The sequence below is a fragment of the Ensifer oleiphilus genome (assembly GCF_013371465.1).
In the GTDB taxonomy this organism is placed as follows: Bacteria; Pseudomonadota; Alphaproteobacteria; order Rhizobiales; family Rhizobiaceae; genus Ensifer; species Ensifer oleiphilus.
The window spans coordinates 45879-58834 of record NZ_JABWDU010000010.1 but is presented as its reverse complement, the minus strand read 5'-3'; the positions used below and the strand labels follow the sequence as shown (position 1 = coordinate 58834).

Sequence of the window (12956 nt, the reverse complement as noted above, 5' to 3'; positions counted from 1 at the left end):
CTTCGGGAAATTCGGCCTCACTTCCGCAGTCAGATTTCGGAAACGACGGCTTCGCCGACACGCGGCCCGACACTCAATCGCCGCGAGCCGAAGGGCCGTTAGATGTCCCGCATGATCCACACGGTTGCCAAAAAACCATAATTGCGCCACCTAGATTGCAGATCGACAATCGGCATTAAGAATTGGACCAACGCTGAATGCGCATTTCATACGTCTTCCTTGGCGCTTTTCTTGCCGTCGTGCAGCCCTCATATGCCGACGTCGCTTCACCGCCTGTATTGGAGCCGGTCAAGCAACAGGCAAAAGCGGCCCAGTTGAGCGCAAAATTCCTCACGCGCTTCAGCTACAAGCCCGTTGCACTCGACGACGCCTTGTCGGCGAGGATCATGGATCGGTTCATCGAGTCGCTTGATCCGGACCGCGCGCTCTTCCTGCAAGCGGACGTCGACAGGTTCATGGCGCACCGCAGCGAGATCGACGACGCCATCGAACGGAAAGACTTGAAGATTCCCTTCGACATCTTCAACGTCTATGGCAAGCGCGTTGTCGACCGCATGGATTATGCACGCCAATTGCTTAAGCAGGGCTTCGATTTCCGCGCGCAGGAAAACTACGCCGTGCTGCGCGACAAAGCACCTTGGCCGCAGTCGGAGGCCGAAAGCAACGAGCTTTGGCGCAAACGCGTCAAAAGCGACTGGTTGCGGTTGAAACTTGGCGGAAAGAGCGACGCGGCTATTCGCGAAACGCTCGACAAGCGATATGCCAACGCTCTCGAGCGCGCCTACAAGTTTAAGAGCGACGACGTTTTCCAGTCGTTCATGAACGCCTACACGACGTCGGTAGATCCGCACACGGACTATTTCGGCGCGAACGCTTCTGCTGCATTCGATATCGCGATGAAGCTTTCGCTGGTTGGTATCGGTGCCGTGCTTCAGGAGCGCGACGATTACACGACAATCCGAGAGCTCGTGCCTGGCGGGCCTGCACAACTATCTGGAAAGCTCGCGGTCGGAGACCGTATTACCGGCGTAGGCCAAGGCAAAGATGGGGCGATAAAGGAAGTGGTCGGCACGCGCCTCGATGAAGTCGTGCAACTGATTCGAGGAAAAAAAGGGTCCGTCGTGCGCTTGGACATCCTGCCGGCGGATGCCGGAACAGATGCCGCGCATCGGGTTGTCAGTCTGGTGCGCGACAAGATCAGCCTCGAAAAGCAGGCTGCCCAGAAGGTCGTGTTGTCGGTGAAAGTGGGCGATGCCACGCGCAAAGTCGGGGTGATTACTCTGCCGGCGTTCTATGAGGATTTTGAGGCCCGGCGCAAAGGAGACAAAGACTATAGAAGTGCCAGCCGCGATGTCAGAAAGCTCCTCGACGAACTGAAGCAGGAGAAAGTCGACAGCGTTCTCATTGATCTGCGCAACAATGGCGGCGGCTCCCTGGAGGAGGCGATTGACTTGACCGGCCTGTTCATCGGCACAGGACCCGTCGTTCAGCAACGCGACAGCGACGGTAAGGTCGCGATAAGAAGTGCCGACTTTCCAGAGCCTGTCTGGAAAGGTCCTGTGGGTGTGCTGATCAATCGCGGGTCTGCTTCGGCGTCGGAGATCTTTGCTGCGGCAATCCAGGATTACGGTCGAGGCGTGATCGTTGGCGAACCCAGTTTTGGCAAGGGCACCGTTCAAACTGTCGTCAATCTCGATGATATGGCTCGCAACAACAAGCCGGAATTCGGCGAGCTGAAAGTGACAATTGCACAGTTTTTCCGGATCAATGGCGGCACGACGCAGCTACGCGGCGTGACGCCCGACATCAGCTTGCCGGCACTCTCCGATCCGACAAGCTTTGGCGAGACCAGTTATGACAACGCCCTGCCGTGGGCGCAGATCAAGCCCGCGAACTACGCGCCCGCCGACACCGTGATGAATGTGCTGCCGACACTACAAGGCCGCCACGATGCACGGGTTGAGGGCAATCCGGATTTCCAACGCCTGCTGAAGGACATTGCAGACGTTAAGGCGCAGCGCGAGAAAGGGGTTATCTCCCTCAACGAAGCCGAGCGTCGCAAAGAGCTGGCTGATAGAGAAGATCGGCTCAAGTCTCGAGCGCAAGCCGGCGATGGCGGAAATACCGGTGAAGACGATGGTCTCTATGCCAACGAGCGCAGCCTGAGTGCTGATATTGCCCTAGAGAACGCCCGCAAGAATGCGAAAGACGTCTTGCTGAACGAGACCGCCGCTATTCTCGCCGACGCGGCGGACTTGGAGGAAGGCGTTCTAAAGGCGGCCACAAAGTAATAGGCAGACACGGGTGAAGGATAATTTTTGACCGCCCCGAGCACACCAATTGGGCGCAAACAGAGATTCGGTGAGCATCGTGCGAACCGCGTGAGGCGTTTGGCTGGTCGCCGAGAACTGGTGGATGGCGGATTAAAGATCTTTCCAGCTATGAAAGACGGCGGCTTGACCCAGATATTCGCCGTCTGAGCGCGCAAGCTGCCAGACGGTTGCGTGTTCAATCCAGAACCGTCGCCCGGATTTCGCGATGCGAAGGCCGCGATAGTTGTCAACGAAACCCTGGGTCGAAACGCTGTCTAGAAAGCGCTGCCTTTCTTCACGCTCAGGAGCCTCCGCAGAAAGGCGCGACGGCATCCCGATAAACTCGTCCCAAGTATACCCGAAACAATCCTGGGCGGTTTTGTTCGCGTAGACGAAACGCGGATCATCGGATCGATCGTGTGCGAGCACGGCAAAGGGAGCGGACGCATAGAGCCATAGGCTGTCCCTCGCCGGATCTATCAGATTGCGACCTGTCATCTGACGAAAGCTTGCAATGATCAGCAAGCCGATCTCTTGCGCTTCATGAGCGGTCGTCACACGTTCCCTTCTGGCGCACACAGCTGGCCGGTCCGTACTTGCAGGCTACCATACAATACACTGTCCGCCGGCAATACGGCGTCGACCGTAGCTGCCACTCTGGTTTTCGGCCGGCATTTGTCGGCGTAGGTGGTGTTTCTGATGGTAGGAGCACCGCGAAGAATTCTGCAAATCTATGTTGAGTGCCGCTGAGCGGCTTCGCGCGCGTTCTTAAATTCCGGACCCGTCGAGCTCTCGCTCGTCTTCGCCTTCCCAAGGGGAGGGCATAGAGGTGCGAGTGAGATTGGCCGAAGGCATCGGCATCCAGCACTTCAATTCCGGCTCAGCGTATTGGATGATGCGGCCGGGCGAGGAATCAGAGGCGCGCCATCCTTCTGCACCGAACTGGTCGCCATTCGACCAATAGGCGAGATCAACTTCAGCCGCCCCCTGTTCGGACGGGCGGATCGTGACGAGGATCCGACTGCCGTTTTTCGGCGCGCTTGCCATGTGGCGCCAGGGGTCTGGCTCAGTCATCATTTTTCCTCCTGCCTTGCTTTCGGTTGCAAGTGTCGCCTCGCCATCGAAAACGGTCAACTCACACTTTGCGCAACCCACCGTCTATCCAATGACTGTCCGCCCAGGTTGCCCCGAATTGAAGCATGCCATTGTTCTCCGTCGGGCCTTGGCATCGGCCTTGTCCGGGAATGCGCTAGCTTTGCCCTATCGTGATCTTGACCTCGTGAAGGTGAGTGCCGGTGAGGGGAGCCGCTTAGACCGCGCAACGCTGATGACTGCCGCAACCCCTATCGAAGCGGCCGCACTCCAAACCAAAAGCACCTCAGGGCCCGAGAACCGTGAGAAAGAGCCTTGCCGGTTCCTTTCCGGTGTTGGTGAACCAATGCTCCATGTCCACGCGCAGCGTGGCCGTATCGCCGACGTTCAAGATAACCGTTTCCTGAACCGTGCAGACCTCCAGCTGACCAGCAAAGACATGAAATATCTCGCGGGTTCACCGCCTGGATGCGGCACAGGTCTACCGCAGGGCGCTTGAGACCGGCGTGACGGAGAGTGTCTATCATGCGGTGGCCGGCCAAACCGTTGCGCTCAAGGAGATCGCAGAGGTCATCGGGCGCCAGCTCGGCCTGCCGGTCGAGCCCGGCCGCGCGAGCATTTCGGCTAATTCGCCCACTTTGCAGCGGCAAACATGCCGGCCTCCAGCGCCAGGACCCGCTCACTTCTCGGCTGGCAGCCGCGCGGCCCGGGGCTCATCGCCGATCTCGATCAGCCCGTCTACTTCCTGGGCTGACGCCCGGTCGCTATACACCGGACGTCAAGAAATTGACCTTGCGTGCGTGAACTCCCCTTACGTGGATGTGTATCCCGTCTTGACGGTTGTGTAGAATTCGGCGGCATAGCGCCCCTGCTCGCGCGAGCCATGGGAGGAGCCCTTGCGGCCGCCGAAGGGCACGTGAAAATCGACGCCGGCTGTCGGCAGGTTGACCATCACCATGCCGGCCTCGGCGTTGCGCTTGAAATGCGTCGCGTGTTTCAGGCTGGTGGTGGCAATGCCCGAAGACAGGCCGAATGGCGTGTCGTTGGCAACGCTGAGCGCCTCGTCATAGTCCTTCACCCGGATCACCGAAGCGACCGGTCCGAAGATCTCTTCTTGGCTGATGCGCATCTGATTGGTCGCCTCGGTAAACAACGCCGGCTGCAGGTAGAAGCCAGGCGTGTCGCGCTTCAGCAACTCGCCGCCGAAGGCGAGCTTCGCGCCTTCCTGTTTGCCGATGGCGATATAGTCTGTGTCCTGGTTGAGCTGGCTCTGGTCGACCACCGGTCCAATGTGAGTGCCGGCCTTCAAGGCATCGTCGATGACCAGACCCTTCATGCGCTCGCCCATCGCCTGAACGAAGCGGTCGTGGATGCCTTCGGTCACGATCACCCGCGACGATGCGGTGCAGCGCTGGCCGGTGGAGAAGAAGGCGGAGTTGACGGCGGCCTCGACTGCAACAGTAAGATCGGCATCGTCGAGCACCACGAACGGGTTCTTGCCGCCCATTTCCAGCTGGTACTTGCGATTGTGCTCGACCGAGGCGAGCGCCACGCGTTTCCCTGTGCCGGTCGAGCCAGTGAAAGTGATCGCCTGGACGTCGGGGCTGTCGAGCATCGCCTGGCCGACGACCGAGCCCTTGCCCATGACCAGGTTCAACACGCCCTTCGGCAGGCCGGCGCGCACGAGGATATCGACGATCGCCCAGGAGCAGCCGGGCACCAGTTCGGCCGGCTTGAAGACGACGGTGTTGCCGTAGCAGAGCGCCGGCGCGATCTTCCAGGCGGGAATGGCGATCGGAAAGTTCCAGGGCGTGATGATGCCGACGACGCCGACCGGCTCGCGGGTGATCTCGACGCCGATGTTCGGGCGCACCGAAGGGATGACCTCGCCGGCCAGCCTCAGCGCCTCGCCGGCGAAGAAGTCAAAGATCTGGCCCGCACGCACGGTCTCGCCGATGCCTTCGGCCAGCGTCTTGCCCTCTTCGCGCGACAAAAGCCGCCCGAGTTCGTCCTTGCGCGCCAGGATCTCGTCGGCGGTCTTGCGAAGGATGGCGTGGCGTTCGAGAATGCCGGAGCGCGACCAGGCCGGAAACGCAGCTTTCGCCGCCGCAATCGCAGCCTTAGCATCTTCGGCCGAGGCGCGGGCATACTCCCCGATCACGTCGTTGGTGTCAGACGGATTGATGTTACGGACCATGTCGTTGCCGTCGATCCATTCTCCATCAATCAGGTTGCTGTGCATCATATCTGTCCTCCACGACGGTGAGCGCTTGAAATGTCCGCTCGCTTATCCGACGGGCACGGGGCTCAAACAAAGAACAATCTTTCGAGCCTGCCGTTGCCGAAAAGGCAAAGCCGCGAGAAGTCTGTGTGTTGCCATATCGGCAATGCTTACCGCGAAAAATTGTGCTTTATGAGATGCCAAATCATCATCATCATCGCTCCCATAACAAGCCAGGGGAACGATATGTCTCATTTCATGATGAACCGCCGGGGTTTCCTTTCCAATGCCGCTGCAGTCGGTGCGATTGCAGCGACCCACAGCCTGATCAATGTTTCGCCCGGTCGGGCCGCCGAGCCAGCCACAATCCGGATGCAACTCGGCTGGCTGCCCTCCAACGGGCTCCTCGGGGAACTGGTGGCTCGCAAGAAGGGCTATTACGCAGAGAATGGTGTCGAACTGGAAATCGTACCCGGCGGGCCGAATGTCGATGGCGTTGCCGGCGTTGCGGTCGGTCAGTCGACGATCGGCCAGATTTCCTCCAGTCCGTCTGTCATGCTCGCCCGTTCGGCCGGTGCGCCGATCAAGGCATTCGCGGCCGGTTACCAGAAACATCCTTTCGCCTATTTCTCCCGCAAGGCAAATCCGATCGCCAAGCCACAGGACATGATCGGCAAGACGATTGCCGCGATCCCGACCTCGGTCATCCTGCTGCGCGCACTTCTCGCCAAGAACGGGATATCGGAGGACCAGGTCAAGATCGTCAACATGGGTTCGGACATGAACCAGCTGGTAACCGGTCAGGCCGATGCGGTCTGTGGATGGCTGACCAATGTCAACGCTCTGAAGGTTCTGGGAGACGATCGGGTCGACCTGACGCTCTGGGACGGCGGCATCCGACTTTATGCCAATGTCTACTACACAACTGACGACCAGCTGGAAAATCACGCCGACCATCTTGCAGCATTCGTGTCGGGTGCAGCACGCGGATGGAACTATGCGCGCGAACACCAGGAGGAGGCGGTCGACATCCTGCTCGAATCCTATCCGAACCTTGACAAGGCAAGCGAGCTCGAGGCCATCGGGCCGCTGATGAAATTCGTCTTCAACGAAACCACTGCCAAAGTCGGCTGGGGTGGAATGGAGCGTGTGAACTGGGAGGAGCAGATCAAGACCTATGCGGACCTCGGCCAGTTCAAGGGGCCGGTTCCCAATGCGGACGACGTCTATACGATGGCCATCCTCGATGCCACCGCCGACGTCCGCAAGAGCGTAGGTTAAGGCGATGCTTGAAACGCTTAGCAGACCAAAGCCGGTGTCGGTCGACACAGCCAACGGCTCCGCAGTGTCGGTGACAAACCTACATATCCGTTTCGGCGCGGATGATTCCAGCTTCACCGCACTCTCCGACGTTTCGGTCGAAATCCCGACCGGCTCGCTCGTAACCATGCTCGGGCCTTCCGGCTGCGGCAAGTCGACGTTGCTGCGGACGGTCGCCGACCTTGTGCATATCAGCGACGGGTCGGTGTCCGTGCATGGCCAGACACCGCGCAAGGCGCGCGAGGGCCGCGATTTCGCCTTCGTCTTCCAGGAAGCGACGTTGCTGCCCTGGCGCAACGTGATCGACAACGTCCGCCTGCCGCTTTTGGTGGGCAAGCGCGAGGCGGGCGCGACCTATGCGGACCCGGAAGAGTTGATCGCCCTCGTTGGGCTGAAAGGGCGCGAAAAGGCGATGCCGCACGAATTGTCGGGCGGCCAGCGCCAGCGCGTGGCGATCGCCCGCGCGCTGGTGACCCGCCCACGCATCCTGTTGATGGATGAACCGTTCGGAGCGCTCGATGAGATCACGCGCGACAAGCTGAACGAGGAACTGCTGCGCCTGTGGCAGGAAACCGGAACCACGATCCTGTTCGTCACCCATTCGATCCCCGAGGCCGTCTTTCTCGGCCAACACGTCCTGATGCTTGCCGCCCATCCCGGTCGCGTCAAGGAGTTCATGAAGGTCGATCTGCCCTATCCGCGAACCCTCTCGATGCGTGACACGGTCGAGTTCATTCGCGTGACGGCCCACCTGCGTACACTTTTGGGAGAATGTTAATGGCTAATGCTCTTCCTTCGCATGCGGAAGGCCGCGCTTTGGTAGACCGCAACAGGTTCAAGATGCTTGACTCGGTCGGCGCCGTGGCCCTGCGTCACCTACCTGCAACGCTCGCGATCCTCGGCTGTATCCTCTTGTGGCAGCTCGTCGTCTGGGGCTTTGCGGTGCCAACGTTCATGGCACCCGGACCACTCGACGTGATCGAGGCCTTCGGCGAAAACGCCGGTGTGCTGTGGTCGAATTTCTTGCCGACGCTGATGGAGGCGGTTCTCGGCTTCGTGTTCGGCAATGTGGTCGCCGTCCTGCTGGCGGTCTGGTTTGTCTATAGCCCGCTTGCGGAGCGGGCGTTCTACCCGATCGCGGTCATCGTCAAGTCGATACCGATCATCGCGCTTGCGCCGATCCTGGTGCTGCTCGTCGGCAATGGCATTGCGCCGAAAATCATCATCGCCGGCCTGATCTGCTTCTTCCCGACGCTCGTCAACATGGTGCAGGGATTGAAGTCGGCGAGCCCGGCAATGCTTGATCTCATGCGCATCCTGTCGGCCAGCAATTCCGAGATTTTCTGGAAGGTTCGTCTTCCAAGCTCGCTGCCCTTTCTTTTTGCCGCGCTGAAGATTGCGGCAACGAGCAGCGTCATGGGTGCGATCGTCGCGGAGTGGATCGGATCGAGCTATGGCCTCGGCGCCCTGATCATCGAGGCGACCTACAATTTCCGTTCGCCGCTGCTCTATGCGACCGTGGTGATCGCTGCCTCTCTTGCCGTGGTTCTCTTCTTCGCCGTCTCGTTCGCGGAATCGAAGATCGTCCGCTGGAAACCGACGACGGACCACTAGGCCCCAAAACCCTTCTCTGCCGGACCGGATAATCGGTCCGGCCCACCGATGATGTCACTGGCTGTGAGCGCCCTCACATTTCGCCGGACACGCCCCCTATGGAGGAAAGACAATGGAAACAATCAGGGAACCCTTGCGCAACGCCAGGATCGTCGACCGCTCGGACGTGGTCGTGGTTGGCGGCGGTCCGGCGGGCATTTCCGCCGCCGTGTCGGCGGCACGCACCGGCGCCAGCGTCACCCTGCTCGAGCGTTATCCCTATGTCGGCGGCCTTGCCGCAGGCGGCATGGTTCTGGTGCTCGATGACATGGTCAACAGCGTTGAAATCACCGTGCGCGGCATCTGCATGGAGATGATCGAACGCATGAAGACGCTCGGCCTTTGCGTCACGCCGACCGATGGCGACCGGCAGCTCGATCTTCGCGATACGCCGGAAGCCTGGCGCCGCTGGGCACGCTGGGGCTTGTTCGACTTCCATACGCCGTCTGCGCCGCATCCGATCTGCTACGCGGCGGCATTTGATCCGGATGCTTTCAAGCGCGTTTCCTACGATATCCTGCGCGAATCCGGTGTCAAACTCAGGACGCACAGCTGGTTCTCGTCGGCGATCGTCGAGGACGGCACGATCAGGGGCGTGGTCTGCCAGACCAAGGCGGGGCGCGAGGCCATCATGGGCGACGTGGTGATCGACGCATCGGGTGACCTCGACGTCGCCGCCGACGCCGGCGCCCAGCATACGGACGGCAACTTCATCCTGACGACCGTTTCCCGCTGGGGCGGTATCGACACCGAAGCGGCCGAACGTTTCGAGTTCGAGGAGCCGGAAAGGTTCAAGGCACTCGATCACGAGGCCAAGCGGCTGATCGGCGGTTGCTGGTCGTTCTGGTGGCTGAAGACGCCGCTGCCCGGCGTGATCTGGCTGAACTGCCCGCACATGCCGAAGCTTTCCGGGCTCAAGGTCGAAGACCTGACCTATGCGGAACTTGAGGGGCGCACCCGCATCGCGCGCCTGCTCGATTTCGCCCGGACGAATTTGCCCGGCTTCGAAAACGCCCATGTCATTGACTTCGCGCCCCAGACGGGCGTCCGGCAGTCGCGCCTGCTCCAGGGCGAGTATGTCGTTTCCAAGGACGACGTAATGAACCGCCGTCACTTCACCGATACGGTCTGCCGTGGTCGCGACTACTACACGCCCTACCGGGCCATGCTGCCGAAGGAGGTCGATCAACTGATCGTTGCGGGCAGACATTACTCCGCAACGATCCAGGCTCAGAAGTCGAGCCGCGAAATACCGCCATGCATGGCAATGGGCGAGGCGGCTGGCGTCGCTGCCACCGTGGCGCTGAACGCCGGCGTGAAGGTGCGAAACGCCGATGTCAGGGCGATCCAGAAGCAGCTGCGCGCCCAAGGGGCGGACCCCGGGGACGTGCCATCCGAAAACGCAACCTATCTGGAGGCCGCAGAATGACATCTCTTCCCCTCGACGGTATCCGCGTCGTCGATTTCACCCAGGTCATGCTTGGTCCTTGCTGCACGCAAATGCTGGCCGACTACGGAGCAGAGGTCATCAAGGTCGAAAAGGCCAAGATCGGCGATCTTTCGCGCTGGTCGCTCGGATCGGATCCGGATGGCCTCAACAATCCCGTCTTCTCGTCGCTCAACCGCAACAAGAAGAGCCTGGCGCTCGATCTCAAACAGGACGAGGCGCGTGCCGCGGTGCGCGCCCTCATCGACACCGCTGACGTCGTCGTCAACAATTTTCGCCCCGATGTCATGGAGCGCATGGGTTTTGGCTATGAAGATCTCAAGAAGACCAATCCGCGGCTGATCTACGCCGTCGGAACCGGCTTCGGCTTGGAAGGCCCCTATCGGCACAAGGGTGGACAGGACATTCTCGCGCAGGCGCTTTCGGGTGTCATGCGGCGCAAGTCGGATGCGAGCCACCCATTGTCGATCTACGCAACGCCGCTTGCCGACTATTCGGCCGGCATGCATCTGGTCCAGGGCATTCTGCTGGCCCTCCTGCACCGCGAGAAAACCGGCCAAGGTCAACAGGTTGCGGTCAGTCTCTACAGTTCCATGCTCGCCATGCAGATGCAGGAGGGCACCACGCACATGATGCGGGAGAAGGACCTGAACTGGGGCGCCTTTCCTCTGACGGGCGTGTTCGAAACGACCGACGGTGCCATCGTCATGGTCGGCGCCTTCAAGCCGAACCCGCTCAGGGACATCTGCATCGCTCTGGAGATCGAGGACCTGTCCCTGCAGCCGCAATTTGCGGACTTCGACGCCCAGATGCAGCGCCGCCCGGAATTGCAGCAGGTCTTTCGCGAAAGATTTGCTCAAAACAACAGCGCGCACTGGCTTGCCCGCCTGGAGCAGGTGGACATTCTGTGTGCACCAGTGCGCTCGCTTCCAGAAGCCCTCGACGACGAGCAGACGACGATCAACCGCATGATCCTGGACGCCGGCAAAACGCAGGCCGGTCCTGTGCGCCTGGTTGGTTCGCCGATCGACATGTCCGCGGCGACTGTGACGGTGCGCATCGCACCGCCTGCACTCGGCGAACATAACGACGAGATCCTATCGGCGCTTGCCGTGCGCCAGGGAGATGCGGCATGAGCGTCGATTTTATTGTAAAGGATCGCATTGCCAGCGTCACGCTCTGCCGTCCGGAACGGATGAATGCTGTGGACGCGGCGACCGAACGCGAGCTGGAGGCGGTCTGGCAAGAGATCGAATCGCGCGACGACATAAGCTGTGTCGTGCTGACCGGCGCCGGAGAACGGGCATTCTGCGCCGGAGCCGATCTGAAGGGAGCTGAGACAAGCGGTCTCGATTACTGGAGCGAAAGTCGGCCGAACGGCTTTGGCGGGCTGGCTTTTCGCCGCTCGCTCGATGTTCCAGTTATCGCCAGGGTCAACGGCTATGCGCTCGGCGGCGGCTTCGAGATGGTGCTCGGTTGCGATATCATCATCGCCTCGACGACGGCGGCTTTCGGCCTGCCGGAGGCTCGCGTCGGACGCCTGCCGCTCGATGGCGGCATGGTCCTTCTGCAACGACGGATCCCGCACAATCTCGCGATGGGCGTGCTGTTGACGGGCCGACGGTTCTCCGCCGCCGAAATGCAAGGGTTCGGCATCGTCAACGAGGTCGTCGAGCCGGGGGAACTCGACGCCGCCGTCGTACGCTGGACAAATGAAATTGTCGCCTGCGCGCCCCTTTCGCTCCGGGCGATTAAGCAGACGGTCAATCGCACCGGCCATCTTTCGCCCGCCGAGGCTCAAGCGCTGCGCACGCCCGCACTGGTGAAGGCGCTCAAAAGCGAGGACGCCCTGGAAGGTGTCAGTGCCTTCCAGGAGAAGCGTGCGCCCGTTTGGAGGGGACGGTGAGCGTGCTATAGGTCGGGGCCCAGGGGGAGGGAAGGTTCCAATCGAATGCACGCCAGCATCCTGAAATACTTTGTCGCGGTCGCGCGGTCCGGGTCCATCCGCAAGGCCTCCGAGGAGCTCCATGTGGCATCCTCGGCGGTCAGTCGCCAAATCAAGAAACTGGAGGACGAACTCGGCATCGCCCTGTTCGAGCGGCTCTCCCACGGCTTGAAGCTGACCGTTGCAGGTGAAAACGTCCTGCGCCACGCCCGAGGCACGCTTGAGAATTTCGAGCTTCTGCGCAGTGACCTCGGTGCGTTGCAGGGAAAGAAGACCGGCCGTGTGCAGATGTCCTGCCTCGACAGCCTGGCGATCCAGTTCCTGCCGGACATGGTCAACGCCTTTCACCGCATCCATCCCGGAGTGAGCTTCCATATCCATACCGCCGGTCACGGCAATATCAGCAGCCTGGTGGCCGAAGGCGACGTCGATATGGGGTTGACCTTCGATCTGGCAAGGCCCGATGACACGGAGATGCTCTTCCGCGTGCCCATGCCGCTGATGGCTTTCGTCGGGCGTGGGCACCCGCTGGCCAGGCAGCGGGAAGTCTCGCTCGCCGAGTGCGCTCAGTACGATCTTCTGCTGCAACTCGACACACAGCCGATCCGTTCGCTCATCGAAATTGAACTTTCCGTCTTCGAGCGGACCGGACGGCCCTTTGTACTGTCGAACAGTCAGATGATGCTCAAGCCCTTCATGATCTCCGGCCAGGGCGTGGCTTTCTTTACGCCGATCGGTTTCCTGGCGGAGATCAAGGCGGGTGACCTCGTGGCCATACCGCTTTCCGGGTCGCGTCTTCAAAACCTGCACGTCGGAATCCTCGTGCAGCGGCGTCGCCAGCGCACGCACGCGGCCGAGGCGGTCATCGAGTTCGTTGGCGCGGAACTGCAGAAGTTCAGCGATCAGATCATGGAGGCTATCCGCACGTGAGCGCAGGCGCGGTCCCCGGACGACTTCTCTTGCGTC

General features: G+C 60.8%; 12 protein-coding genes. 8 read left to right on the top strand and 4 right to left on the bottom strand.

The genetic code is table 11. From position 1 onward, the window contains the following. The first annotated feature begins 197 nt into the window (after positions 1-197). A complete protein-coding gene (locus tag HT585_RS27425; RefSeq protein ID WP_176355963.1) occupies positions 198-2291 on the top strand; it encodes a carboxy terminal-processing peptidase in 2094 nt (697 codons plus the stop codon). Between the two features lie 132 nt (positions 2292-2423). On the opposite strand, the gene HT585_RS27420 is transcribed toward HT585_RS27425, so the two are convergent. The 4 genes from HT585_RS27420 to HT585_RS27405 form a co-directional block, all read right to left on the bottom strand. Next, complete coding sequence (locus HT585_RS27420; RefSeq protein ID WP_343214095.1) at positions 2424-2870, bottom strand: MEKHLA domain-containing protein; 447 nt, start codon at positions 2868-2870, stop codon at positions 2424-2426. A gap of 210 nt (positions 2871-3080) precedes the next feature. Beyond that, positions 3081-3386: a hypothetical protein gene (locus tag HT585_RS27415; RefSeq protein ID WP_176355962.1), complete on the bottom strand. Its 306-nt coding sequence runs from the start codon at positions 3384-3386 to the stop codon at positions 3081-3083. A 304-nt stretch (positions 3387-3690) separates the two neighbouring features. Further along, positions 3691-3795: a cupin domain-containing protein gene (locus HT585_RS27410; RefSeq protein ID WP_246707970.1), complete on the bottom strand. Its 105-nt coding sequence runs from the start codon at positions 3793-3795 to the stop codon at positions 3691-3693. 420 nt (positions 3796-4215) lie between these two features. Then, the gene (locus HT585_RS27405) at positions 4216-5649 is read right to left on the bottom strand and encodes an aldehyde dehydrogenase family protein (RefSeq protein WP_176355961.1); all 1434 of its coding nucleotides are present in this window, start codon (positions 5647-5649) and stop codon (positions 4216-4218) included. 222 nt (positions 5650-5871) lie between these two features. Here HT585_RS27405 and HT585_RS27400 point away from each other — a divergent pair, with 222 nt between their 5' ends. The 7 genes from HT585_RS27400 (at position 5872) to HT585_RS27370 (ending at position 12920) form a co-directional block, all read left to right on the top strand. Next, on the top strand, positions 5872-6906 hold the full coding sequence (locus HT585_RS27400; RefSeq protein WP_176355960.1) for an ABC transporter substrate-binding protein: 1035 nt from the start codon (positions 5872-5874) through the stop codon (positions 6904-6906). A gap of 4 nt (positions 6907-6910) precedes the next feature. Further along, a complete protein-coding gene (locus tag HT585_RS27395) occupies positions 6911-7723 on the top strand; it encodes an ABC transporter ATP-binding protein (RefSeq protein WP_176355959.1) in 813 nt (270 codons plus the stop codon). A 62-nt stretch (positions 7724-7785) separates the two neighbouring features. After that, on the top strand, positions 7786-8559 hold the full coding sequence (locus tag HT585_RS27390; protein WP_246707982.1) for an ABC transporter permease: 774 nt from the start codon (positions 7786-7788) through the stop codon (positions 8557-8559). Between the two features lie 112 nt (positions 8560-8671). Further along, positions 8672-10027 carry an FAD-dependent oxidoreductase gene (locus HT585_RS27385; RefSeq protein WP_176355957.1) on the top strand — a complete coding sequence of 452 codons (1356 nt, stop codon included), beginning with the start codon at positions 8672-8674 and terminating at the stop codon, positions 10025-10027. Next, positions 10024-11181, top strand: a complete 1158-nt coding sequence (locus HT585_RS27380; RefSeq protein WP_176355956.1) for a CaiB/BaiF CoA transferase family protein — start codon at positions 10024-10026, stop codon at positions 11179-11181. Before HT585_RS27385 ends, HT585_RS27380 begins: the two co-directional genes overlap by 4 nt. Further along, the gene (locus HT585_RS27375) at positions 11178-11951 is read left to right on the top strand and encodes an enoyl-CoA hydratase-related protein (RefSeq protein WP_176355955.1); all 774 of its coding nucleotides are present in this window, start codon (positions 11178-11180) and stop codon (positions 11949-11951) included. The genes HT585_RS27380 and HT585_RS27375 overlap by 4 nt, the downstream gene beginning before the upstream one ends. A gap of 45 nt (positions 11952-11996) precedes the next feature. Next, positions 11997-12920 (top strand): LysR family transcriptional regulator, encoded by a 924-nt coding sequence (locus HT585_RS27370; RefSeq protein WP_176355954.1) that lies wholly within the window; start codon positions 11997-11999, stop codon positions 12918-12920. Positions 12921-12956: the final 36 nt, after the last annotated feature.